Here is a 24,852-nt window from a genome sequence, read left to right as displayed (position 1 = left end):
TTCGTCGTGCACCTGCCGCTGCGTGCGCAGCTGCACGAACGACATGGCCGGTTTCTGCCCTTCGGAGCCCTGCGGGGATGCCGCCGCGTCGCCGCCGCGGGGTCACCGGACGGCGGCACGAGGGGGGCCGCCGGACACGGCCTCGGGTCAGGCGCCGACCAGCTCCAGCGAGCGGGCCAGCAGGTCGACGGGGTCGGCGCCGGCCGGGCGGTCCAGCCAGTGGATGCGGTCGTCGCGGCGGAACCAGGACTCCTGTCGGCGGGCGAACCGCCGGGTGGCGCGGACGGTCTCGGCGCGGGCCTCGTCCTCGGTGCACTCGCCGGCGAAGAAGGCGAGCACCTGCTGGTAGCCCAGTGCCCGCGAGGCGGTCTTGCCGCCGCGCAGCCCCGTCTTCTCCAACTCCCTTACCTCGTCGAGGAGTCCGGCCTGCCACATGCGGTCGACCCGCAGCTCGATCCGTTCGTCCAGTTCGGGGCGGGGCACCCGGACGCCGATCTGCACGGTGTCGTAGACCGCGGTGTGGCCGGGCAGGTTGGCGGTGAACGGCCGGCCGGTGATCTCGATGACCTCCAGCGCGCGGACGATCCGCCGGCCGTTGCTGGCGAGGATCGCGGCGGCGGCGGCCGGGTCCAGCTCGGCGAGCCGGCGGTGCAGCGCCCCGGAGCCGTTTTCGGCCAGCTCGGTCTCGAGTCGGACGCGCACGGACGGATCGGTGCCGGGGAACTCCATCTCGTCCACGGCGGCCCGCACGTACAGGCCGGAGCCGCCGACCAGGACGGGCGTGCGGCCTGCCGCGAGCAGCCGGTCGATCTCGGCGCGGGCCAGCCGCTGGTACTCGGCGACGCTGGCGGCCTCGGTGACGTCCCAGATGTCCAGCAGGTGGTGCGGAACGCCGCCGCGCTCGGCCTCGGTGAGTTTGGCGGTGCCGATGTCCATGCCCCGGTAGAGCTGCATCGAGTCGGTGTTGACCACCTCGCCGCCGAGGGCCTGGGCGAGGGCCACGGCGAGGTCCGACTTGCCGGCGGCGGTGGCGCCGACCACGGAGACGACGCGGGAGGGGACGGGGCTGGAGCTGCTCACCCGCCCAGTCTCCCAAACCCTGCGGCGGACGTCGCACAGCCGTATCGTTTTGTCCGATTACGCCCGGTTTGCCGCGGAGAACATCGGGGCACATCCGAGCGTTGGAGGAGATGGGACACCGGCCCGCGGGGTCCGGCCCTCCCACCGGACGAGGAGACCAGCCATGGGACTGAAGGACAGCCTCAAGGTCAAGGCCGACGAGCTCAAGGTCAAGGCGAGCGAACTCACCGGCCGGCACGAGGAGAAGATCGACAACGCCGTCGACAAGACCGGCGAGGCCGTCGACAAGGCGACCAAGCACAAGTACCACGAGAAGATCGAGCACGGCACGGCCAAGGCCAAGCACCTGGTGAACGACTTCGCCACCAAGCCGGGCGAGGGCGGGGCCTCCTGAACCGGCCGGCGCGGGTGCCGGCCGGGGCCCGGGCTCAGCGCCAGGAGGCCACCAGGTAGCCGACGCCGTACGGGGCCTCGTCGTGGAGCAGCCGGCCGCTCAGGCCCGCACCCTCCGCGGCTCCGGCCAGCACCTGCCACGGCGCCCGCCCGTCGGCCTGCAGCTCGGCCGAGAGCTGCGGGTCGAGGGCGGCCAGCGCGGCGGTGTCGGCCGTGGCCAGGGCGGCGGCCGCCGCTGCGTCGTACGCCTCCGACCGCTCGTCCCAGTAGCCCGGGGCCTTCACCGAACGGCAGGCGCTGCCGCCGCCCAGCACGAGCAGGCCCACCCGGTCCGCGAGGTCGGCCAGGCCCTTGCCCAGACCGGCCAGGCGGTCGGAGGCGGTGTCGGGGCGGACGGCGCAGGCGTGCGCGGGCAGGTCGGCGCCCGCCTCGGCCAGCAGCCAGGCCCCGACGGTGAGCGAGGGGGCGAGTTCGGGGCCGGACACCTCGGGGGCCGGCAGCCGCACCGCGAGGTCCACCCCGTAGCGGCGCAGCGATCCGGCGCCGCCCTCCGTCCAGACCTCCGCCTTCGGGCCCGTCCCGACCAGGACGATCAGCTCCGCGCCCGACCCGAGCAGCTCCCCCACCGCCTCGGCACAGGCGGCCCGCAGCCCGTCCAGCTCGGGCGCGGCACCGGCCGCCACCTCCGGAACGATCAACGGCGGACAGGGGCACACGGCGGCGGCAACCAGCATGCCGATCACTCTAGTCGGCAAGCCGCCGGCGCAGGTCGGGCCGAGCCCGAACACGGGTGCGTGGGGGCACCCACGAGGTGCCCCCACGCGTACGGGTCGCCCCTCTCGGGGTCTCCCGGACCGTCAGTCGCAGCCGCAGCCCGGTGCGGCCGCCGGGGCGGGTGCCGGGGCGCCGATGGTGGGGATGCCGAGCATCACGCCGGCCGGCTTGGCCACCGGGGCGGCCTGCCGCTTCTCCCAGGCGTCGCCGGCGCGGGTCCGCCGGACGGCGATCGGGGTGCCCTCCGCGAGGAGGTGGTGCGGGGCGGCGTAGGTGATCTCGACGGTGACCATGTCGCCGGGGCGGACGCCCTCCGCGGGCCGGGTGAAGTGCACCAGTCGGTTGTCCGGGGCGCGGCCGGAGAGCCGGTCCGTCCGGTCGTCCTTCTTGCCCTCGCCCTCGGCGACGAGGATCTCCAGCTTCCGGCCGACCTGCTTCTTGTTCTCCTCCCAGGAGATCTCCTCCTGGAGGGCGATCAGCCGGTCGTAGCGCTCCTGGACGACCGCCTTCGGGATCTGGTCGGCCATCTCGGCGGCCGGGGTACCGGGCCGCTTGGAGTACTGGAAGGTGAAGGCGTTGGCGAAGCGGGCCTCGCGGACGACGTGCAGGGTCTGCTCGAAGTCCTCGTCGGTCTCGCCGGGGAAGCCCACGATGATGTCGGTGGAGATCGCCGCGTCCGGCATGGCCTCGCGGACCTTGCGGATGATGTCGAGGTAGCGGGCCTGCCGGTAGGAGCGCCGCATCGCCTTGAGCACGGTGTCCGAGCCGGACTGCAGCGGCATGTGCAGCTGGTGCATCACGTTCGGGGTCTCGGCCATCGCGGCGATCACGTCGTCGGTGAAGTCCCGCGGATGGGGCGAGGTGAAGCGGACCCGCTCCAGGCCCTCGATCCCGCCGCAGGCGCGCAGCAGCTTGGAGAAGGCCTCGCGGTCGCCCAGGTCGGAACCGTAGGAGTTGACGTTCTGGCCGAGCAGGGTGACCTCGACGACGCCCTCGGCGACCAGCGCCTCGACCTCGGCGAGGATGTCGCCGGGGCGGCGGTCCTCCTCCTTGCCGCGCAGCGCGGGGACGATGCAGAAGGTGCAGGTGTTGTTGCAGCCGACCGAGATCGCGACCCACGCGGCGTAGGCGGACTCGCGGCGGGTGGGCAGGGTGGAGGGGAAGGTCTCCAGCGACTCGAGGATCTCGACCTGGGCCTGCTCCTCGACCCGGGCCCGCTCGAGGAGGGCGGGGAGGTGGCCGATGTTGTGGGTGCCGAAAACGACGTCGACCCAGGGCGCCTTGCGGACGATGGTGTCGCGGTCCTTCTGGGCGAGGCAGCCGCCGACGGCGATCTGCATGCCTCGGTGCTGCTGCTTGACCGGTGCCAGCCGGCCCAGGTTGCCGTACAGCTTGTTGTCGGCGTTCTCGCGGACCGCGCAGGTGTTGAAGACCACCAGGTCCGGATCGGCGTCCTGGCCGGCCTTCGCGTAGCCGGCCTCTTCCAGCAGGCCGGACAGCCGCTCGGAGTCGTGGACGTTCATCTGGCAGCCGTACGTGACGACCTTGTAAGTTCGCAAGCTCTCCTCCATACCCACGACAGCAAGGGTACGGGCAGTGGGACGGCCCTCCCGCCGGGCCGCCGGGCCTGGCAGTATCCCTGGCATGGCCCAGTCCTCGATACCCGCCCGGTTCGGTGCCGCCGTGCGCCGCTCCGCCCGCCGCCGGCCGGTGCCGATCGGCCTGGCGCTGCTGCTCGTGGCGGGCGCCCTGACCGGATGGTGGCTGTCCTCCCGTTCGGGGCCCGACTACCCGAAGGGCGAGATCGGGTTCTCGACCGGTGTGCAGCGCGGCGTCTACGACCGCTACGGGCAGCTGCTGCGCGGCTACGTGTCCACGGCGATGCCGGGGGTGCGGATGCGCCTGGACAACTCGCAGGGCTCGGTGGACAACCTGGAGCGGGTGGCGGCCGGGGAGGACGACTTCGCGATCGCGACGGCGGACTCGGTGGCGGGCTTCAACAGCCCGTCCAAGTGGCGGCTGCGGGCGATCGCCCGGCTGTACGACGACTACCTGCAGCTGGTGGTGCCGGCCGACTCGCCGGTGCGGCGGACGGCCGACCTGCGGGGGCTGCGGGTCGGGGTGGGCCAGGAGAAGTCCGGCGTGAACCTGGTCACCCGCAAGCTGCTGGCCGCGGCCGGCCTCAACATCGACAAGGACGTCAAGCCCCGGCTGCTGGGCGTGGGCGACGCCGCCGACCAGCTGCGGGACGGGCAGATCGACGCGTTCTTCTGGTCCGGCGGGCTGCCGACCACGGCGCTCACCGACCTGTCGGAGCGCTTCCGGATCCGGATCGTGCCGCTGGCCGACCTCGCCGAGGCGCTGCACCAGCAGGAGGGCGGCGGCACCGACGCGTACCGGGCGGCGACCATCCCGAAGGACGCCTACCCGAAGGCGGAGCCGCCGGGCACCGCGGTGCCCACCGTGGCGGTGCCCAACCTGCTGGTCACCCGGGACGACGTCGACCCCGACCTGGTGCAGGGGGTGACCCGGGCGGTGATCGACAGCCGGGACACCATCGGCTCCCAGGTGCACGCCGCGCAGCTGGTCGACCTGCGCACCGCCGTCTACACCGACCCGCTGCCGCTGCACGAGGGTGCCCGGCGGTACTACACCTCGATCAAGCCCTGAATCGGCCGCGACGGGGCGGGCCGGCCGTCAGTCGCGGCGGCGCGGGACGGTCAGCACCACGGTGAGCCCGCCGGGCTCGGCGCGGGCGAAGTCCAGCGAGCCGCCGCCGGCGAGCAGCAGGGTGCGGGCGATGGACAGGCCGAGCCCCGAGCCGTCCACGTTCTGGTGGCGGGGGCTGCGCCAGAAGCGGTCGCCGATCCGGGCGAGCTCCTCGTCGGTGAGGCCGGGGCCGGAGTCGGTCACCGCGACGCTGACCTCGCGCTTGCGCAGCACGGTGTCGACGGCGACCCGGCGGCCGGTGGGCGTGAACTTCAGCGCGTTGTCGAGCACCGCGTCCAGCGCGCTGCCGAAGCCGATCGGGTCGGCCAGGCCGTAGGCGACCGGGGGCCCGTCCCAGGCCAGGTCGATGCCGCGCTGGTCGGCGACCGCGCGCCAGGCGTCGACCCGGGCGAGCACCAGGGCGGTGAGGTCGACCGGCTCGGGCTCGGGGCGGGCGTGTTCGGCGGTGGCCAGGCCCAGCAGGTCGTCCAGCACCCGGGCCAGCCGGATGCCCTCCTCGCGGACGGCGCCGACCTCGTCCTGGTGCCCTTCGGGCAGCTCCAGGCCGAGCAGCTCGACCCGCAGCAGCAGCGCCGCGAGCGGGTTGCGCAGCTGGTGGGAGGCGTCGGCGACGAAGGCCCGCTGCTGGTCGATGGCGAGCACCACGTGGTCGGCCATGTCGTTGAAGGACCGGGCGAGCCGGCGCAGCTCCGGCGGGCCGCCGCTGGCGGCGACCCGGGCGTTGAGGCGGCCGGTGGCGATGTCGTGGGTCGCCCGGTCGAGGGTGCGGACGGGCCGCAGCACCCAGCCGGTGAGCCTCAGTGCGAGCAGCACGGCGACGATCATGGCGAGCGCCTCGCCGGCGCCGATCCACAGCCAGCTGTGCAGGACGCGGGCGCGCATCGGGCCGGTCGGGGACTCGGTGATCACCACGGCGACCACGTCGCCGTCGCGGACCACCGGCAGGGCGACGGTGATGGTGCGGTCCGGGGTCCACGGCCAGACCTGCGGGGGGTTGTGGCTGCGCCGCCCGTCCAGCGCCTCCTGGAAGGCCTGCGCACCCGCCCCGCCGGCGGGCACCGTCCAGCTCTCCGGGGCGACGGCGACGGCGCTGCCGTCCCGCTGGAAGATGCCGACCCGGGCGCCGTACAGGTCGTGGTAGCGGGCGGCCTCCAGGGCCAGGCTGCGCAGCCGCGTGGTGTCGCCGGCGTCGGGCACGGTGCCGCCCTTGACGGCGGTGTCGGTGCCCGCCCGGCCCTGGGTGGGCAGGTCCTGGGCGAAGCGGGCGGCGTCGTCGATCCGGTCGACCACCACCCGGCTCTGCTCGGCCGCGGCGACGGCGGCGGCGAGCGGCAGCCCGAGGGCGGCCAGCACGCAGGCCATCAGCGAGAGCAGGATGCCGAGCAGGCGGTTCTGCACGTCGGGCTCAGCGCTCCGCGGCGTCGGTGTCGGCCGAGCCCTCGGTGGAGGCGGTCGGGGCGGCGTCGGTGCCGTCGGCGGGCTGCTCGGCGATCAGCCGGTAGCCGACCCCGCGGACGGCCTCGACCAGGCCGGGCAGGCCGAGCTTGGTGCGCAGCGAGCCGATGTGCACCTCCAGGGTGCGGCCGTTGCCCTCCCAGCCGCTGCGCCAGACCTCGCTGAAGATCTGCTCGCGGCGGTAGACGACGCCGGGGCTCTGCGCGAGCAGGGCCAGCAGGTCGAACTCCTTGCGGGTGAGCGGCACGTCGCGGCCGTGCACGCTGACGCGGCGGCGCTCGCGGTCGATGACGATGCCGCGGGAGGCGAGCGGTCCACCGGACTGCTCGGCCGGCCCTGCGGTGGTGGCGGGCAGGCCGCGGCGGGAGACGGCGTGGATGCGGGCGAGCAGTTCGCCCATGTCGTAGGGCTTGGTGATGTAGTCGTCGGCGCCGAGGTTGAGCCCGTGGATCCGGGAGCGGATGTCGGCCCGCGCGGTGACCATGATCACCGGAATGCCGCTGCCGGCCCTGATCCGGCTGCACACCTCGAAGCCGTCCCGGTCCGGCAGCCCGAGGTCGAGCAGCACCACACGGAACGGTTCGTTGCCGTCGGGTACGAGGGCGTCCAGCGCCTCGTGCCCGCTGCGCGCGTGCTTGACCTGGAAGCCGTGCCGGCCCAGGACAGCGGTGAGCGCGGCGGCGACCCGGTCGTCGTCCTCGACGAGCAGCAGTCGCATCCGGTACCTCCTTTTTCTCCCGTTGCCGCTGTGGCCTGTCCGGCCAGTGTGCCGGGCGGGCGGCCCGACCGGTACGGCCACGCGGTTCGGAGTATTGTGCCGTCCGCCCCGGGTGCGGCGACACCGCCGGCCCGGACGCGACCACGGCGTCCCGCCCCATCGCACCGCACCCGGCCGATCGGCGGGGCGGCGGCCGCGGGCCGTTACCGAGCCGATATCCGCGCCCGCCGACCCGGCGTTCCCGGGGCCGCGGGCGCGCAGGGTGACCCCCCGGCGGCGGTGCGTGGCCTGATCGTGATCCTCAAGTTCCGCTCAGATCGACTGACATGGCATCGTCGGGACTCCTATGGTCGGCCCACCGGGGGCTGCGGGCTCCGCCGGCTCCGGCCTCCGGTACCGACTTGGCACCACTTCGCACCATCAGCACTGCCACCCAAGGGCATTCACCCTGGGTCAGAGACGAGGAGCTACCGCGCGATGACCGAGACCGCTGTCACCGATGCCGCGGCCGCAACCGCTCCGCTGGTGGTGCTGTCCGGGGTCAACAAGCACTTCGGCGCCCTCCACGTCCTGCAGGACATCGACCTGAGCATCCGTCAGGGTGAGGTCGTCGTCCTGATCGGCCCGTCCGGCTCCGGCAAGTCCACGCTGTGCCGGACGATCAACCGGCTGGAGACGATCGACTCCGGCACCATCACCGTCGACGGCCAGCCGCTGCCCGCGGAGGGCAAGGAGCTGGCCCGGCTGCGCGCCGAGGTCGGCATGGTGTTCCAGAGCTTCAACCTGTTCGCGCACAAGACGGTGCTGGAGAACGTCGTCCTCGCCCAGGTGAAGGTGCGCAAGGTACCGCGCGCCACGGCCGAGGCCACCGCCCGCGACCTGCTGGAGCGGGTCGGCGTCGGCGCCCAGGCCGACAAGTACCCGGCGCAGCTCTCCGGCGGCCAGCAGCAGCGCGTGGCGATCGCCCGGGCGCTGGCGATGCGGCCCAAGGTGATGCTCTTCGACGAGCCGACCTCCGCGCTCGACCCGGAGATGGTCACCGAGGTGCTGGAGGTCATGCGCCAACTCGCCGCCGACGGCATGACGATGGTCGTGGTCACGCACGAGATGGGCTTCGCCCGGTCCGCGGCCAACCGGGTGCTGTTCATGGCGGACGGCCGGATCGTCGAGGAGAACACCCCGGACGCGTTCTTCACCGCGCCGCGGACGGATCGCGCGAAGGACTTCCTGTCCAAGATCCTGAGCCACTGAACGCCGAGGCGCCCGCCGGGCGCCGATCATCGCGGCCGGGCCCGACGGGGTGCCCGGCCGCAGTCACGGAAGGTCCAGCCCCAGCGCCCCGGTCCACCGGTGGCCATTACCGAGGAGAGCCAACCCTCATGAGGACTCGTCGCACCATCGCCGCCGCCCTGTCGGTGCTCGCGCTGACCGCCGTCGCCGCCTGCGGCAAGGAGGGCACGCCGGCCGGCTCCGACGCCGCCGCGCCGACCCTGCCCACCTACACCGTCAACAAGTCCGTCAACCTGGAGGGTTCGCCGGTCTGGAAGGCGGCCAAGGCCAAGGGCAAGCTCACCATCGGCGCCAAGGCGGACCAGCCGTACCTCGGCTTCGAGGACCTGACCACCAACACCCGCAACGGCTTCGACATCGAGATCGCCAAGATGATCGCCGCCGACCTCGGGTTCTCGCCCGACCAGATCACCTGGAAGACCGTCGTGTCGGCCAACCGCGAGACGGAGATCAAGAGCGGTGGCCTCGACTACTACGTCGGCACCTACAGCATCAACGACAAGCGCAAGGCCGACGTGTCCTTCGCCGGCCCGTACTACATCGCCGGCCAGGACCTGCTGGTGAAGAAGGACAACACCGACATCACCGGCCCGGAGTCGGTCAAGGGCAAGAACATCTGCTCGGTCACCGGCTCCACCTCGGTGAAGCAGATCGAGACGTACGTCGGCGAGGGCAAGAAGGTCGTCCAGTACGACACCTACGCCCAGTGCGTGGAGAAGGTGCTGACCGGCGAGGTCGACGCGGTGACCACCGACGACGCGATCCTCAAGGGCTTCGGCGCCAAGAACGCCGGCAAGCTCAAGGTCGTCGGCAAGACCTTCTCCACCGAGAAGTACGGCGTGGGCCTGAACCACGACGACAAGGTGCTGCGGGACGCCATCAACAACGCGCTGAAGGCCCACCAGGACAACGGCGACTGGAAGAAGGCCTACGACGCGACCCTCGGTCTGTCGGGCGCGGCCGCCCCGGCCGTCCCGGCGCTGGAGCGCTACTGAGTCGGGCGCTGACCGACTGAACCGATACTGAGAGGAGGGCCGCCGGCGTGGGCATACTGTTCGAGGGCGACAACTTCGCGCTCTTCCGCGACGGTTTTCTGCAGACGATCGAGCTGAGCGCGGTGAGCGCACTCTTCGCGCTGCTGCTCGGCACCGTGCTGGCGGCCTTCCGGGTCTCCCCGGTCCCGGCGCTGCGGGTGTTCGGCACCGTGTGGGTGAACACCTTCCGGAACACCCCGCTGACCCTGCTGTTCTTCGCGGCGTTCTTCGCTCTGCCGCGACTGGACGCGCACTTCGACAACTTCACCTTCGCGGTGATCGCGCTGAGCTCGTACACCGGCGCGTTCGTCTGCGAGGTGCTGCGCTCGGGCATCAACACCGTGCCGTTCGGCCAGGCGGAGGCGGCCCGGAGTCTGGGCATGACCTTCGGCCAGACGCTCGGAAGCATCGTGTTCCCGCAGGCGGCCCGGACCGTGCTGCCGCCCATGAGCAGCGTCTTCATCGCCCTGCCCAGGAACTCGGCGATCGCCGGTGCGTTCAACAACTCCGAGCTCTACACCGTGCAGGCGACACTCACCGACAAGGGGTACGCCATCTTCGGGATCTTCTTCTGGGTGGCACTGGCGTACCTTCTGGTCAGCTTCACCGTCGGCGGAGTGTTCCGTCTCCTGGAGACCCGCCTGGCGGTGGTCCGATGAGCACCCGCACCGCCACCGCGACCGTCCTCTACGACGTCCCCGGCCCCAAGACCCGCCTGCGCTACCGCCTGTTCGGCATCGCCTCGCTGCTCGGCATCGCCGGACTGCTCTGGTACTCGTACGTCAAACTCGCCGACGCCGGGCAGTTCTCGGCCGAGCTGTGGGACCCGTTCCTGTACGCGACCGTCCAGCAGCGCATCCTCGACGGCATGCTGGCCACCCTCAAGGCCTTCGCCCTGGCCGGCGTGTTCTCGATCGTGCTGGGCGGGCTGCTGGCCGCCGGTCGGCTCTCCGACCACCGGCCGGTGCGCGCGGTCTCCACCGCCGTGGTGCAGTTCTTCCGCGCCATGCCGCTGCTCATCATGATCTTCGCGCTGTACCACGGGGTCTTCGCCTCGGAGCCGATGGCGGCCCTCGTCCTCGGACTCACCCTCTACAACGGGGCCGTCCAGGCCGAGATCATCCGCACCGGCATCCTCGCGGTGCCCCGCGGGCAGGGCGAGGCCTCGTACGCGCTGGGCCTGCGCAAGACCCAGACGATGCGGATGATCCTGGTGCCGCAGGCCGTCAAGGCGATGCTCCCGGCCATCATCGGCCAGCTGGTGGTGACCCTCAAGGACACCTCGCTCGGCTTCATCATCACCTACCCCGAGCTGCTCTACGCCGGCAAGCTGATCGCCAGCAACTCGCCCGGGTACCCGTACATCCCGATGATCATCGTGATGAGCACGCTCTACATCGGTCTGTGCCTCGCGCTCACCGCCCTCGCGAAGTGGCTCGAGGCGCGCGGCCGCCGCGGCGCGAACCGGCGCACACCTGCTGCTGCTTGACGGCAACCCTGGTGATCTGTTGCATTGCTGTTCGTGACACCACCTGGGACCACCCGCGCGGCATATTCTGATCCCGCACGCCCGGAGGTCCCCGCGTGGACCCGGTGATCGTCGTCGGGGCCGGGCCGGTCGGGCTGTCGCTCGCCCTGGCCCTGGCCCGGCACGAGGTGCCGAGCATCGTCCTCGACGAGGGCGCCGGCCTCTGCCCGGAGAGCCCCCGTACCGTCGTCCTCGGCCCCGACACCACCGCCCTGCTCGGCCGCCTCGGCTACAGCCGGGCAGCCTCCGACGCCGCCCGCTGGGACGCCTTCACCGTCTGGCGCCGCCGTGCCGAGGTGCTGCGCATCCCGCTCGACGGGGAGCCGGTGCTGCACCTCGCGCAGCACCGCCTGCAGCGCGGGCTGCGGGACGCCGTCACCGCCACCCCGCTGATCCAGCTGGTACCGCTCACCCGGGTCGTCGAACTCGAACAGGACCGGGACGGCGTCAGCGTCCGCACCGCCGGTACCCGGGACGGCGCCTCCACCTGGTGGCGCGGCAGCCACCTGGTCGGCTGCGACGGTGCCCGCTCCACCGTCCGCAAGCTGCTGAAGATCCGCTTCCCGGGCCGGCCCGCGGTCGACCGGCACGCGGTCGCCACCGTCCGGGTCGACCTGCCCTTCGCCGGCGAGGCCCGGCTGCACCGCGAGCCCCCGTGGCGCGGCGACCGCGAGGCCTCCGCCCGCCCCCTCCCCGACGGCCTGTGGCGCCTCGACTGGCGGCTGCCGCCCGGCCGCCCCGCCCCCACCGAACCGGTCGACCCGCACGCCACCTGGCCCGGCATCGTCACCGGCGACACCCTGCTCACCCGGGTGAAGTCCGCCCTCACCGGCTGGTGCGGCGAACTCCCCCCGTACGATCTGCTCGCCGCCGCCGACCACACCGCCCAGCAGCGGCTCGCCGCCCGCTTCCGCTCCGGCCGCTGCTTCCTCGCAGGCGACGCCGCCCACCTGCACGGCGCCCTCGGCATGCAGAACCTCGTCGACGGCCTCCGCGACGCCGACAACCTCTCCTGGCGGCTCGCCCTGGCCTGGCACCTTCACGCCGGCGGCCCGCAGCCCGGCGGCGCCCTGCTGGACGGCTACGAGGCCGAACGGCGCGGCGCGGTGGGCGCCCGGCTGCGCGCCGTCGACCAGGCGATGCCGCTGCTGCGCCCGCTGCGCGGCTGGCAGCAGACCAGGCGCTCGCTGTTCACCGGCTCCTTCCGCAAGCACGTCCCGCTGCTGGTGGACGGCCAGCTCGGCACCGGCCGGTTCGGCGGTGCCCCGGCCTACCCGGCCGCCCCGTCCGGGGTGCCGGGTCAGGTGCCCGTTCAGCGCGCGGCGGGCCGCGGCACCTCGCTCACCGAGAGCCTGCCCGCGACCGCCCCCGGCGTGCAGGTCCCGGACGTGCCGGTGGTCACCACCGAGGGCACCGCGGACCGGCTCCGCTCCCGGCTCGGGCTGGGCTTCCTGCTCGTGCTGGTCGCCCCGGGGACGGCCGTCTGGTCGTCCCGGCACTGGCTGGGCGCGGGGATGATGCCGCGGCTCACCGAGGTGGCCGCCGCACTGCCCGTCCCGGCCGAGGTGCTGGTCACCGAGGAGTACCCGGGCGCCGAGCCGCACACCGTTCTGCTGATCCGCCCGGACGGGCACCTGGTCGGCAGCACCCAGGGCTGCCGCGCCGAGGAGCTGCGCCGCCTCGCCGACGGCGCGCGCGGCGGTCCCGCCCGGTTGTCCGCGGGCGACGGCCGGAACTCCGGGCCGGCGGCGGAACACGCGGCCGACGATGCCGGCGGACAGGGCGACCGGGAGACTGCGACCCCGAACGGCGCCGGGCGGCGCTGACCCACCGTCACCCGGGTCCGGCCCCTGCCGCCGCTGCCGTGCCCGGCGCGTGGGCTCAGCGGGCGAACTCGGTGGCCCGGCTCTCGCGGACCACGGTGATCCGTATCTGCCCGGGGTAGGTGAGCTCCTCGCGGACCTGGCGGGCGACCTCCCGGGCGATGGTCTTGGCCCGCAGGTCGTCCACCTTCTCGGGCTGGACCATCACCCGCACCTCGCGCCCGGCCTGCATCGCGAAGACCTTGGAGACGCCGTCGTGCGAGCGGGCGATCTCCTCCAGCCGCTCCAGCCGCCGGACGTAGGCCTCCAGCGACTCGCGGCGCGCACCGGGCCGGCCGCCGGAGCAGGCGTCGGCGGCCTGGGTGAGCACCGCCTCCACCGTCTTCGGCTCGATCTCGCCGTGGTGCGCCTCGATCGCGTGCACCACCTCCACGGACTCGCCGTGCCGGCGGGCGAACTCGGCCCCGATCGCGGCATGGCTGCCGGGCAGCTCGTGGCTGAGCGCCTTGCCGATGTCGTGCAGCAGCGCGGAGCGCTTCACCAGGTCCGGGTCTACGCCGAGTTCGGCCGCCATCATGCCGGCGATGTGCGCCGACTCCACCAGGTGCCCGAGCACGTTCTGCCCGTACGAGGTGCGGTAGCGCAGGGTGCCGAGGGTGCGGACGAGGGCCGGGTCCATGCCGTCGAGCTGGACGGCGAGCAGGGCGTCCTCGCCGGCCCGCACGCAGAGCCGCTCGACCTCGGCGCGGCTGCGCTCGTGGACCTCCTCGATCCGCAGCGGGTTGATCCGGCCGTCGGCGGTGAGCGCCTCCAGGGTCAGCCGGGCGGCCTCCCTGCGGACGGGGTCGAAGCAGGAGAGCTGGACGAGTTCCGGGGTGTCGTCGACGATCAGGTTCACACCGGTGACCGCCTCGAAGGCCCGGATGTTGCGGCCCTCGCGGCCGATCACCCGGCCCTTCATGTCCTCGTTCGGCAGTTTGAAGGCGGCCACCACGGTGTCGGCGGTCTGCTCGGCGGCCAGGCGCTGGATCGAGCCGGCGATGATCTCGCGGGCCCGCTGGTCGCCCTCGGTCTTCGCCCGGCGCTCGATCTCCCGGACGGTGACGGCCGCGTCCCGGCGGGCTTCGGCCTCGACCTCGCGGGAGAGCTCCTCGCGGGCCCGGGCGGCGCTCAGCCCGGCGGCGGTCTCCAGGGCGCGGCGGCGTTCGGCCTCCAGCTCGGCGAGGTCGGCCCGGGTGCCGTCCAGTGCGGCGGCGCGGCGGTCGAGTTCGTCCTCCTGGGCGCGCAGCCGGCGCAGCTCCTCGGCCAAGCGCTCCTCGCGGCGGTCGAGTTCGGCACGCAGCTGGGTGGCCTGGGTCTCGGCCCAGCCGCGGGCACGCTCGGCCTCGCCGACCGCGCGGCGCTGGGCGGCCTGCAGCCGGCGGATCATCAGCCAGGTGAGGGCCAGGACGAGGCAGAGGAGGGCGGTCAGCAACAGCGAGGCGACCGATCCGGTGCCCATCGCGATCCTCATCCCGCTCTCACTCCCCGTCGCTGCGCGCTCTGTCGATGCGGCGGTGAGGGAACTGCCGGGGACCGGGGGTGATACGCGGAACCGACTCCGACCGATCCTGCGCACGGCTGCCCGTAGCGCGATCGAAGTGATCCCTCACTGCTTGCGAGGCTAAGCGCAGGTTACGAAACGGTCAAGATGCGATCGAGAGTTGATGCCGATGACTGATGATCCGTCACCAATCCTCGCCGATGCCTTCACTCTCCTCCCCCAGCGCCTCCCGGACGACGCGGAAGGCGAGGCCCTCGGAGTAGCCGCGGCGGGCGAGCATGGCGACCAGTCGGCGGGTGCGGGCCTGCGGCTCCAGACCGCGGGTGGTGCGGAGCCTGCGGTCGACGAGCGCGCGGGCGGCCTCGGCCTCGTCGTCGGAGTCGACCCGGGCCAGGGCCTCCTCGGCGAGGTCGGCGGAGATGCCGCGGGTGCGCAGCTCCTGGGCGAGGGCGCGGCGGGCGAGGCCGCGGCGGCCGTGCCGGGCGTCGACCCAGGCGGCCGCGAAGGCGGCGTCGTCGATCAGCCCGACCTCCTCGAAGCGGGAGAGCACCTCATCGGCGACGTCCTCGGGGATCTCCCGTTTGCGCAGGGCGTCGGCGAGCTGCTTGCGACTGCGGGGGCTGCCGGTGAGCAGGCGCAGGCAGATGTCTCGGGCGCGGCCCGCGGGGTCGGTCTGCTCCTCCGCGCGCCGGGTCGGGGCGTCCTCGCCGCGCTCGGCACGCCGGCGGCGTCCGCCGCGACGGTCGGCCGGGTCGCGCCGCTCGGCGCGCTCGGCCCGCTCGCTCCGGGTCGGCCGCGCCGGCCGGGCCGACTCGGCGGCGGGCGGTTCGCCCTCCTCCGGGGTGAGCGCGGTGCGCCGCCGCCGCCGACCGGCGGGCAGCGCGGAGGCGGCCCGCAGACCGGGCACCTCGGTGAGGCCGGGCGCGGCGGAGTCGTACGGCTCGTCGGGCCCGGGCGGCTCGTACGCCTCCGGTTCGTCCTCGGGGAGGGCGACGGCGGCGAACCAGTCGGGCGGGCCGGCGTCATCGGGCTCGGCTGCGGGTGCGGCCGAGCCCGATGGGCGGTCGTGGCTGTGCATCGGCGGATCAGGCCTTGGCGGCGGCCGCCGTCTTCTTGGCGGCGGTCTTGGTGGCTGCCGGGGCCGGGGCCTCGGCGGCGGGGGCTGCGGCGGCGTCGGCGGGCTGCTCGGTCTTGGGGCCGATGCCGAGCTTGCCCTTGATCTTCCGCTCGATCTCGTCGGCGAGCTGCGGGTTGTCCCGCAGGAAGTTGCGGGCGTTCTCCTTGCCCTGGCCGAGCTGGTCGCCCTCGTAGGTGTACCAGGCGCCGGACTTGCGGATGAAGCCGTGCTCGACGCCCATGTCGATCAGGCCGCCCTCGCGGCTGATGCCGACGCCGTAGAGGATGTCGAACTCGGCCTGCTTGAACGGGGCCGCGACCTTGTTCTTGACGACCTTGACGCGGGTGCGGTTGCCGACCGCCTCGGTGCCGTCCTTCAGGGTCTCGATCCGGCGGATGTCCAGACGGACGGAGGCGTAGAACTTCAGCGCCCGGCCACCGGTCGTGGTCTCCGGGGAGCCGAACATGACGCCGATCTTCTCGCGCAGCTGGTTGATGAAGACGGCGGTGGTGTTCGACTGGCTCAGCGCGCCGGCGATCTTGCGCAGCGCCTGGCTCATCAGCCGGGCCTGCAGACCGACGTGCGAGTCGCCCATCTCGCCCTCGATCTCGGCGCGCGGGACGAGCGCGGCGACCGAGTCGATGATCACCAGGTCGATCGCGCCGGAGCGGATCAGCATGTCGGTGATCTCCAGCGCCTGCTCGCCGGTGTCCGGCTGGCTGACCAGCAGCGCGTCGGTGTCGACACCGAGCTTCTTCGCGTACTCCGGGTCGAGCGCGTGCTCGGCGTCGACGAAGGCGACGGTGCCGCCGGCCCGCTGCGCGTTCGCGGCGAGGTGCAGCGTCAGGGTCGTCTTGCCGGAGGACTCCGGGCCGTAGATCTCGACCACGCGGCCGCGCGGGATACCGCCGACACCGAGGGCGACGTCCAGCGCCGTGGAGCCGGTCGGGATCACGTCGATGGGCTCGTTGGCCTTCTCGCCGAGGCGCATCACCGAGCCCTTGCCGAACTGCCGCTCGATCTGGGCGAGTGCGGTCTCAAGGGCCTTCTCGCGGTCCGTACCTGCCATGGCTTCCACCCTCGGGTTCTGTGCTGTGCGCTTCATCGTCCTCGACGCTAGCGCGTCCCACCGACAATCGACCCGGATCGGGCTTCGCCTGTGGAAAACTCGCCGTCGACGAGTATAGAGAACATTCGTTCGAATCCCGCGCCGACTCCTACTCCTCTCCGCCGTCCCCGCCCCGACCTGCGGAATCGTCCGAGGATCCGGCCCGCATCATGCGCCGCAGCCGGCGCGCGGCCTGCCTTCTGCGCTCCCGCCGCTCCTTGCGCTCCTCGCCGCGGTCGATCCGCGGATCGGTGGCGACCTCGTACCGGCGGACGTACGTGCCGACGAAGCCCTGCAGGGTGGCCGCGGCCGGGATGGCGATCAGCGCGCCCACCGCGCCGAGCAGCGCCGCCCCGGCGATCACCGAGCCGAACGCCACCGCCGGGTGGACGTCCACCGTCTTCGCGGTGATCCGCGGGTGCAGCAGGTAGTTCTCGACCTGCTGGTAGACGATGACGAAGCCGAGCACCCACACCGCGTCCACCGGCTGCCCGGTCAGTGCGACCAGCACCGGCAGCGCGCCCGCGATGTAGGTGCCGATGGTCGGCACGAACTGCGACATCACGCCGACCCAGATGCCCAGCGCGGCCGCGTACGGCAGGTCGATGATCTGGAAGACCAGCCAGTGCGCCAGGGTGGAGATCAGCGCGAGCAGCGCCCGCGAGTAGAGGTAGCCGCCGGTCTTGGCGAGCGCGATCTCCCACGCGCGCAGCACCTCGCCCTGCTTGGCCGGCGGCAGCAGCGAGCAGACGGTGCGCCGCACCCGCGGCCCGTCGGCGGTGAAGTAGAAGCTGAACAGGCCGACGGTGAAGATCTGGAAGAGTCCGCCGATCACGGTGCTGGAGACGCCCCAGATGTTCCCGGCGGCCTGCTGGGCGTACTTCTCGACGGTGCCGGAGTCCTTGAGCACCCGCCGCTGCAGTTCGTCCAGCGAGAAGTCCTGGTGGAAGGTCCGGTTGATCCAGTCGATCAGGTTCTCCAGCAGGTGCGGCAGTTCGCCGGCGACCCGGGTGACCTGGTCGACCAGCAGGATGCCGAGCGCCGCGAGGAAGCCGCCGATCGCGACCACCGCGGCGATGAACACCAGGAAGGTGCCGAGCCCGCGGCGCACCCCGCGGGCCGCCATCCGGTCGACCGCCGGTTCCATGGCCAGCGAGAGGAAGAAGGCCACCAGCAGCATGACGAAGAGGTTGATCAGCTGGTGGAAGGCCCAGTTGGCGAGCTGGAAGAGGCCGACCAGGACCAGCGCGAACACCATCGCCCTGGGCAGCCAGCGGGGCATCGCACCGCCGCGCAGTTGGGGTCTGCGGCCGTACCGTTCGTCGCGGGCGGGCCGTCCCTCCGGGGCCCCGGGCACCTGGCTGCTGGGTTCTGGGCTGCTGTCCACCCGCCCAGTCTCGCCCATCGGACGGGAGCCGATCCCGAGGTTTCCGGGCCGCGCCCGGTGCGGCGGGCCGACCCGGCCGATGCGGCGGACCGATGCAGCCGGTGGCGGCGGATCAGCGCAGCCGGGCGGGGACCCCTTGATCGGCGCAGACCGCACGCCAGACGTCCTTGGCCTCCCAGCCGCCGTCCAGCGCCTGGCGCACCGTCCGGTGGCCGAGCCCGCTCATGACGTGGTCCTGTGCGAACGACTCCGCGTACGCCTCGCCGAAGTGCTCGTTCATCCGGTGCCAGAACTCCGTCAGCCTCATGCCCACCAGTATCCCCGAGCCCCGCTCCGCACCCGTCGCGCCGGCGGGTGCGTGCACGGCCGCCGGCCCGGGGTCTGCGCTACGGCAGTGCGAGCAGCCCGGCGCCGTAGAACCGCCGGTCCCCGCAGGTGTCGGGGCCGGTCGGGCAGTTGGCGGCGGCGGCCGTCTCCAGTTCCGCGGTGATCTGCTCGGCTCCCCAGTCGGGGTGCTCGGCGACGACCACCGCGACGGCGCCGGTGACGTGCGCGGCGGCCATCGAGGTGCCGGCCAGCGCGGCGTAGCGGTCGCCCGGCCAGTCGGAGACGACCGCGCCGTCCACGCCGCCGTCGGGGTCGCCGCCCGGCGCGGCGATGGTGACGCCGCCGTAGTTGGTGTAGCCGGCCGGCACCCCTGCGCGGTCGACGGCGCTGACGGTGACCACGCCGGGCAGTTCGCCGGGCAGCCGGATGCACTCGGTGCCGAGGTAGCGGTCCTGCGCCGGCCCCGAGGTGCGGTCGTTGGGGCTGCGCTGGTCGACCCGGTCGGCGGTGAGGTCCTGACTGTCGTTGCCGGCCGAGGCCACGACGACGGAGCCGCGCCGCTGCGCGTAGGCGACGGCCCGGGCGACGGCCTCGGTGAGCGCGGCCTGGTCCGGGTCCTCGGGGCAGTTGTACTTCCAGGGGTCCGCGAAGTAGCTGTCGTTGATCGCGCGGGCTCCGTGGTCGGCGGCCCAGAGCATGCCGCAGACGATGTTCTCGGCGTAGTACTGGCCGAGCGGGCCGAGCAGCCGTACGGCGGCGATCCGGACGCCGGGGGCGACCCCGGTGACGCCGCGGCCGTCGCGGGTGGCGCCGACGATGCCGGCGACGTGCGTGCCGTGGCCGCTCTCGGAGACGCCCTCGTCGGGCCGCCAGGCGCCGTACCGGGCGTCCGGCCGGCCGTCGGCGCAGGAGACCGAGGCGCGCGGGTCCACCGCGTCGCGCAGGTCCGGATGGGTGTCGTCGACGCCGGAGTCGAGCACCGCGACGAGCACTCCGCGCAGCGCGGCGGCGGTCGGCGCGGCCGCGGCCCCGGCGCGGTCGGCGGCGGGGGTGCGGAGCAGGGCGGCGGAGTCGGTCGCCGGGTCGGCGGCGCCGATCATGGCGAGGTTCCAGTCGTCCTGCTCGGCGGGGTCGGAGAGGCTGCCCTGGGTGCTGTCGGCGGAGGCGCTCTCCTCGCTGCGACGGAAGTCGGCGCCGCTCAGCGGGCCGGGCGGGCTCGGCACGGTGGCGGTGCGGGTGGCCCCGACGGCGGCTATCCCGGGCCGGTCGCGCAGCCGTTGGGCGAAGCCGCCCTTGGCGTAGGCGAGTACGGCGCCGATCTGCGGGTAGTCCTGGACGACCCGGCCGCCGGCCGCCCTGGCCTCGTCGGCGGCGAGCGAGGCGCCCTCGGCGTCCTCCCGCTCGGCGAGCACCAGGTAGCTGAGGTACGCGCGGCCGGAGCCGGAGACGTACGGGACGGCGCCGCCGACGACCAGGGCGACGAGCAGCATGGCCAGCAGCAGCTGGAGGAACCGGCGGCGTCCGCGGGCCGTGCGGCCGGTGGCCGGGGTGCCCGGTTCCATGGCGACCTCCGCTCTCCGTCCCGACCGGGCGCGGGCGGCCCGGGGATGTCTCGGCCGCGGGGCGGGGGCCCGACGGCTGCGAGACACAGAAATGTGACTGAATCATCACCATATGAGTGGAATGTCGGATTCTGCCCGCCGGGCTGCGGCAGACGGACGGTCTGTCGGTGGACCCGCCCTGTCAGTGCCACCGGGCACCATGGGGGCATGGCGCAGCACAGCACCGCGGACGCCCTCGCCGGATTCGCCCCGGCGACCAGGGCCTGGTTCACCGGGGCCTTCAGCGCGCCCACCGCCGCCCAGGCCGAGGCGTGGGCGGCGATCGGCCGGCGGACGGACGTCCTGGTCGTCGCCCCCACCGGCTCCGGCAAGACCCTGGCCGCGTTCCTCTCCGCGCTGGACCGGCTCGCCGTCACCCCGCCGCCGGCCGACCCGAAGCGCCGCTGCCGGGTGCTCTACATCTCGCCGCTGAAGGCCCTCGCGGTGGACGTCGAGCGCAATCTGCGCGCCCCGCTCACCGGCCTGCGCCAGGCCTCCGTCCGGCTCGGCCTGCCCGAGCCGGAGATCGAGGTCGGCATCCGCTCCGGCGACACCCCCGCCGCCGACCGGCGCCGCTTCGCCACCCACCCGCCGGACATCCTCATCACCACCCCCGAGTCGCTGTTCCTGCTGCTCACCTCGGCCGCCCGGGACGCGCTGCGCGGCATCGACACGGTGATCCTCGACGAGGTGCACGCGGTCGCCGGCACCAAGCGCGGCGCCCACCTGGCGCTCAGCCTGGAGCGGCTGGACGCGCTGCTCGACGCGCCCGCCCGCCGGATCGGGCTGTCGGCCACCGTCCGGCCGGTCGAGGAGGTCGCCCGCTTCCTCAGCCCGCAGCGCGGCGCCGTGGTCGTCCAGCCGCCCGCCGCCAAGGAGTTCGACCTGTCCGTGGTCGTCCCCGTCGCCGACCTCGACGACCTGCCCGCCGCCGGGGGCGACGACGAACCGTCACGGCAAGCCTCGATCTGGCCGCACGTCGAGGAGCGGATCGTCGACCTCGTCCAGGCGCACCGCTCGACCATCGTCTTCGCCAACTCCCGCCGGCTCGCCGAGCGGCTCTGCAACCGGCTGAACGAGATCGCCCACGAGCGCGCCACCGGCGAGCCGCTGCCGGAGGCGCACGCCCCCGCCCAGCTGATGGGCGGCTCCGGCGCCGCCGGCGGCGCCCCGCCGCTGCTCGCCCGCGCGCACCACGGCTCGGTCTCCAAGGAGCAGCGCTCCCAGGTCGAGGAGGACCTGAAGGCCGGGCGGCTGCCCGCCGTGGTCGCCACCTCCAGCCTGGAGCTCGGCATCGACATGGGCGCCGTCGAGCTGGTCGTCCAGGTCGAGTCGCCGCCCTCGGTCGCCTCCGGGCTGCAGCGCGTCGGCCGGGCCGGCCACCAGGTCGGCGCCGTCTCCACCGGCGTCGTCTTCCCCAAGTACCGCGGCGACCTGGTGCAGTCCGCCGTCGTCACCGAGCGGATGCGCGCCGGCTCGATCGAGGCGCTGCGCGTCCCCCGCAACCCGCTGGACGTCCTCGCCCAGCAGCTGGTCGCGATGGCGGCCCTCGACACCTGGGACGTCGACGAGCTGCTCGGCGTCGTCCGCCGGGCCGCCCCCTTCGCCTCGCTGCCGCAGTCCGCCTTCGACGGCGTGCTCGACATGCTCGCCGGGCGGTACCCGTCCGACGCCTTCGCCGAGCTGCGCCCCCGCCTGGTGTGGGACCGCGTGGCCGGCACCGTCGCCGGCCGGCCCGGCGCCCAGCGGCTCGCCGTCACCTCCGGCGGCACCATTCCCGACCGCGGCCTGTTCGGCGTCTTCATCGCCGGCACCACCGGCGCCGATTCGAAGACGGGCAAGAAGGGCGGCGGCCGGGTCGGGGAGCTCGACGAGGAGATGGTCTACGAGTCCCGGGTCGGCGACGTCTTCACCCTCGGCACCACCTCCTGGCGGATCGAGGACATCACCCACGACAAGGTCCTCGTCACCCCCGCCCCCGGCGTGCCCGGCCGGCTGCCGTTCTGGAAGGGCGACACCCTCGGCCGCCCGCTCGAACTCGGCCGCGCCGTCGGCGCCTTCGTCCGCGAGATCGGCGCGCTCGCCCCCGAGCGCGCCACCGAGCGGCTGAAGGCCGCCGGCCTGGACGACTGGGCGGCCGGCAACCTGCTCACCTACCTCGCCGAGCAGCGCGCCGCCTGCGGCCACCTGCCGGACGACCGCACCATCGTGGTCGAGCGCTTCCGCGACGAACTCGGCGACTGGCGGATCGTCGTCCACTCCCCCTTCGGCGCCCAGGTGCACGCCCCCTGGGCACTCGCCCTCGGCGCCCGGCTGCGCGAGAAGCACGGCCTCGACCCGCAGGTCATGCACGCCGACGACGGCATCGTGCTGCGGCTGCCCGACGCCGACCTGCTCGACTTCCCCAGCCCCGACCGGGCGCCCGCCGACGAGGCCCCGGTCGGCGCCGACGCCACGCTCTTCGACAGCACCGAGATCGAGCAGCTGGTCACCGACCAGATCGGCGGCTCCGCGCTGTTCGCCTCCCGCTTCCGCGAGTGCGCCGGCCGCGCCCTGCTGCTGCCCCGCCGCAGCCCCGGCCGCCGCACCCCGCTCTGGCAGCAGCGCCAGCGCGCCTCCCAACTGCTGGAGGTCGCCTCCGAGTACGGCTCCTTCCCGATCGTGCTGGAGGCCGTCCGCGAGTGCCTGCAGGACGTCTTCGACGTACCTGGCCTGGTCGAGCTGATGGGCGACCTGGAGTCCCGCGCCGTCCGCCTGGTCGAGGTCACCACCCCGGAGCCCTCCCCCTTCGCCCGCTCGCTGCTCTTCGGCTACGTCGCCCAGTTCCTGTACGAGGGGGACTCCCCGCTCGCCGAGCGCCGCGCCGCCGCGCTCTCCCTCGACTCCCGGCTGCTCTCCGAGCTCCTCGGCCAGGCCGAGCTGCGCGAACTCCTCGACCCGGAGGTCCTCGCCCAGCTCGAGACGGAGCTGCAGCGCCTCACCCCCGAGCGGCGGATCAAGGACGCCGAGGGCGTCGCCGACGCGCTGCGGATGCTCGGCCCGCTCTCCGAGGCCGAACTCACCGCCCGCGGCGCCGAACCGCTCTGGGCCCTGGAGCTGGAGGCCGCCCGCCGCGCCGTCCAGGTCCGGGTCGGCGGCGAGCTCCGCTGGGCCGCCATCGAGGACGCCGGCCGGCTGCGCGACGCCCTCGGCACCCCGTTGCCGGTCGGCGTGCCCGAGGCCTTCACCGAGCCGGTCAAGGACCCGCTCGGCGACCTGCTCGGCCGCTACGCCCGCACCCACGGCCCGTTCACCGCCGCCGAGGCCGCCGCCCGCTTCGGCCTCGGCACCGCCGTGGTCACCGGCACCCTGCACCGGCTCACCGCCGCAGGCCGGCTCGTCCAGGGCGAGTTCCGGCCGGTCGAGGGCCACACCGCCACCGTCGAGTGGTGCGACGCCGAAGTGCTGCGCCGGCTCCGCCGCCGCTCGCTCGCCGCCCTCCGCCAGGAGGTCGAACCGGTACCGCCGCGCGCCCTCGCCGCCTTCCTCCCCCAGTGGCAGCACCTGGCCGGCCACCGGCTGCGCGGCCTCGACGGCCTGTACCGGGTGGTCGAGCAGCTGCAGGGCACCGCCCTGCCCGCCTCCGCGCTGGAGAAGCTCGTCCTCCCGGCCCGGCTGAACGGCTACGCACCGGAGATGCTCAACGAGCTGATGGTCTCCGGCGAGATCGGCTGGGCCGGCGCCGGCGCCCTGCCGGGCAAGGACGGCTGGATCAGCCTGCACCTCGCCGAGAACGCCGACCTGCTGCGTCCCGAGCCGGTGCCGCCCGCCCTCACCCCCGTCCACACGGAGCTGCTGGAGGCCCTCGCAGGCGGGTACGGGCTGCTCTTCCGCCAGCTCGCCGACCGGCAGCCGGACACTCCCGAGACGGCCCTCGTGGACGCCCTCTGGGACCTCGTCTGGGCCGGGTACGTCACCAACGACTCGCTGGCCCCGCTGCGCGCCCTGCTCGGCTCCGGCCGCACCGCCGGGTCGACCGCCCACCGCGCGCCGCGCGCGACCCCGCGCGGCCGCTTCGGCGGCGCCGGCCGGGCCTACGGCGCCCGCCGCCCGGGCCCGCCCACCGCGGCCGGCCGCTGGTCGCTGCTGCCCGATCCCGCCGCCGAGGCGACCGCCCGGGCCGCCGCCCGGGCCCAGAGCCTGCTCGACCGGCACGGCATCCTCACCCGCGGCACCGTCGCCGCCGAGCGGGTCCCCGGCGGTTTCGCGGGCGTCTACCGGGTGCTCTCCGCCTTCGAGGAGCGCGGCAAGGCCCGCCGCGGCTACTTCGTCGAGGGCCTGGGCGGCGCCCAGTTCGCCATGGACGGCGCCGCGGACCGGCTGCGCTCGGTCAACGGGCGGCTGGAGCGGGCCGGCGCCCAGGGCTGGACTGCCGGCGGGCCCGGCACCGCCGAGCAGCCCGAGGCTCTGGTGCTGGCCGCCGCCGACCCGGCCAACGCCTACGGCGCCGCCCTGGAGTGGCCCGATCCGCCGGGCGCCTCGGCGGCGAAGAGCAGCGCCCACCGGCCGGGCCGCAAGGCGGGCGCCCTGGTCGTCCTGGTCGACGGCGAGCTGGTGATGTACGTGGAGCGCGGCGGCAAGTCACTGCTGTCCTGGGCCGACGGCGAGGTCCTGGCGGTGGCCGCGCAGGCGCTGGGCGGCGCGGCCCGCGACGGGGCGCTCGGCAGTGTCACCGTGGAGCGGGCCAACGGGGAGGCCGCCCTCACCTCACCGCTCGGCCGGGTGCTGGAGGCCGCGGGCTTTCATCCCACTCCCCGCGGCTACCGCCTCCGCCCCCAGGAGCGCGGCTGACGCGTCAGGCCCTCTCCTTCGGATCTTGCCCCGTTCGGATCTTGCCGGGCGCCCGACGCCGGGGCCGGGCGCGAGCGGCGGGCCGGGCCGGTGAGCCGGCGGTCGGTGTGGACG

The 24,852-nt window shown here is 74.0% G+C and carries 19 protein-coding genes; 8 read left to right on the top strand and 11 right to left on the bottom strand.

The annotated features are described in order from the left end of the window. Positions 1–147 precede the first annotated feature (147 nt). The gene (miaA, locus tag AB0P35_RS17395; protein WP_363511493.1) at positions 148–1,080 is read right to left on the bottom strand and encodes a tRNA (adenosine(37)-N6)-dimethylallyltransferase MiaA; all 933 of its coding nucleotides are present in this window, start codon (positions 1,078–1,080) and stop codon (positions 148–150) included. 163 nt (positions 1,081–1,243) lie between these two features. On the opposite strand from miaA, the gene AB0P35_RS17390 reads away from it, so the two are divergent. Continuing rightward, complete coding sequence (locus AB0P35_RS17390) at positions 1,244–1,474, top strand: antitoxin (RefSeq protein WP_095872920.1); 231 nt, start codon at positions 1,244–1,246, stop codon at positions 1,472–1,474. Between the two features lie 34 nt (positions 1,475–1,508). Here the strand turns inward: AB0P35_RS17390 and AB0P35_RS17385 are convergent, their stop codons facing one another. Both AB0P35_RS17385 and miaB read right to left on the bottom strand, forming a co-directional pair. After that, entirely contained in the window at positions 1,509–2,207 is a 699-nt protein-coding gene (locus tag AB0P35_RS17385; RefSeq protein WP_363511490.1) for a class III extradiol dioxygenase subunit B-like domain-containing protein, read from the bottom strand. Between the two features lie 123 nt (positions 2,208–2,330). Continuing rightward, the gene (miaB, locus tag AB0P35_RS17380; RefSeq protein WP_363511488.1) at positions 2,331–3,818 is read right to left on the bottom strand and encodes a tRNA (N6-isopentenyl adenosine(37)-C2)-methylthiotransferase MiaB; all 1,488 of its coding nucleotides are present in this window, start codon (positions 3,816–3,818) and stop codon (positions 2,331–2,333) included. 73 nt (positions 3,819–3,891) lie between these two features. On the opposite strand from miaB, the gene AB0P35_RS17375 reads away from it, so the two are divergent. Beyond that, complete coding sequence (locus AB0P35_RS17375) at positions 3,892–4,917, top strand: TAXI family TRAP transporter solute-binding subunit (RefSeq protein WP_363511486.1); 1,026 nt, start codon at positions 3,892–3,894, stop codon at positions 4,915–4,917. A 27-nt stretch (positions 4,918–4,944) separates the two neighbouring features. On the opposite strand, the gene AB0P35_RS17370 is transcribed toward AB0P35_RS17375, so the two are convergent. After that, positions 4,945–6,375, bottom strand: coding sequence for a HAMP domain-containing sensor histidine kinase (locus AB0P35_RS17370; protein ID WP_363511484.1), 1,431 nt, complete (start codon positions 6,373–6,375; stop codon positions 4,945–4,947). Between the two features lie 7 nt (positions 6,376–6,382). After that, entirely contained in the window at positions 6,383–7,150 is a 768-nt protein-coding gene (locus AB0P35_RS17365) for a response regulator transcription factor (protein ID WP_095872924.1), read from the bottom strand. Positions 7,151–7,627: 477 nt separating this feature from the next. Between AB0P35_RS17365 and AB0P35_RS17360 the strand changes: the two genes are divergently transcribed. From AB0P35_RS17360 to AB0P35_RS17340, 5 genes are all read left to right on the top strand, one after another. Beyond that, positions 7,628–8,401, top strand: coding sequence for an amino acid ABC transporter ATP-binding protein (locus tag AB0P35_RS17360; protein WP_095872925.1), 774 nt, complete (start codon positions 7,628–7,630; stop codon positions 8,399–8,401). A 128-nt stretch (positions 8,402–8,529) separates the two neighbouring features. Beyond that, positions 8,530–9,435 carry a glutamate ABC transporter substrate-binding protein gene (locus AB0P35_RS17355; RefSeq protein ID WP_363511481.1) on the top strand — a complete coding sequence of 302 codons (906 nt, stop codon included), beginning with the start codon at positions 8,530–8,532 and terminating at the stop codon, positions 9,433–9,435. A 47-nt stretch (positions 9,436–9,482) separates the two neighbouring features. Next, positions 9,483–10,133: an amino acid ABC transporter permease gene (locus tag AB0P35_RS17350; RefSeq protein WP_095872927.1), complete on the top strand. Its 651-nt coding sequence runs from the start codon at positions 9,483–9,485 to the stop codon at positions 10,131–10,133. After that, positions 10,130–10,963, top strand: a complete 834-nt coding sequence (locus tag AB0P35_RS17345; protein ID WP_095872928.1) for an amino acid ABC transporter permease — start codon at positions 10,130–10,132, stop codon at positions 10,961–10,963. Before AB0P35_RS17350 ends, AB0P35_RS17345 begins: the two co-directional genes overlap by 4 nt. 95 nt (positions 10,964–11,058) lie before the next feature. After that, positions 11,059–12,828 carry an FAD-dependent monooxygenase gene (locus AB0P35_RS17340; RefSeq protein WP_363511479.1) on the top strand — a complete coding sequence of 590 codons (1,770 nt, stop codon included), beginning with the start codon at positions 11,059–11,061 and terminating at the stop codon, positions 12,826–12,828. Positions 12,829–12,883: 55 nt separating this feature from the next. Here the strand turns inward: AB0P35_RS17340 and rny are convergent, their stop codons facing one another. The 6 genes from rny to AB0P35_RS17310 form a co-directional block, all read right to left on the bottom strand. Next, a complete protein-coding gene (gene rny, locus AB0P35_RS17335) occupies positions 12,884–14,338 on the bottom strand; it encodes a ribonuclease Y (protein ID WP_363511477.1) in 1,455 nt (484 codons plus the stop codon). A 214-nt stretch (positions 14,339–14,552) separates the two neighbouring features. Further along, positions 14,553–15,446 carry a RecX family transcriptional regulator gene (locus AB0P35_RS17330; RefSeq protein ID WP_363511475.1) on the bottom strand — a complete coding sequence of 298 codons (894 nt, stop codon included), beginning with the start codon at positions 15,444–15,446 and terminating at the stop codon, positions 14,553–14,555. Between the two features lie 7 nt (positions 15,447–15,453). Next, positions 15,454–16,554 (bottom strand): recombinase RecA, encoded by a 1,101-nt coding sequence (gene recA / locus AB0P35_RS17325; protein WP_363511473.1) that lies wholly within the window; start codon positions 16,552–16,554, stop codon positions 15,454–15,456. Positions 16,555–16,702: 148 nt separating this feature from the next. Beyond that, positions 16,703–17,980 carry an AI-2E family transporter gene (locus AB0P35_RS17320; RefSeq protein WP_363511471.1) on the bottom strand — a complete coding sequence of 426 codons (1,278 nt, stop codon included), beginning with the start codon at positions 17,978–17,980 and terminating at the stop codon, positions 16,703–16,705. A gap of 112 nt (positions 17,981–18,092) precedes the next feature. After that, entirely contained in the window at positions 18,093–18,287 is a 195-nt protein-coding gene (locus AB0P35_RS17315; RefSeq protein ID WP_095872934.1) for a DUF3046 domain-containing protein, read from the bottom strand. Positions 18,288–18,366: 79 nt separating this feature from the next. Further along, positions 18,367–19,869, bottom strand: coding sequence for a S8 family serine peptidase (locus AB0P35_RS17310; RefSeq protein WP_363511469.1), 1,503 nt, complete (start codon positions 19,867–19,869; stop codon positions 18,367–18,369). A gap of 207 nt (positions 19,870–20,076) precedes the next feature. Here AB0P35_RS17310 and AB0P35_RS17305 point away from each other — a divergent pair, with 207 nt between their 5' ends. After that, positions 20,077–24,738 carry an ATP-dependent helicase gene (locus AB0P35_RS17305; RefSeq protein ID WP_363511467.1) on the top strand — a complete coding sequence of 1,554 codons (4,662 nt, stop codon included), beginning with the start codon at positions 20,077–20,079 and terminating at the stop codon, positions 24,736–24,738. The last annotated feature ends 114 nt before the right edge of the window (positions 24,739–24,852 follow it).

The sequence above is a fragment of the Kitasatospora sp. NPDC085879 genome (assembly GCF_040686255.1).
Classification (GTDB): Bacteria; Actinomycetota; Actinomycetes; order Streptomycetales; family Streptomycetaceae; genus Kitasatospora.
The sequence above is the reverse complement of the archived record's forward strand: the minus strand, read 5'-3'. Positions and strand labels throughout refer to the sequence as shown.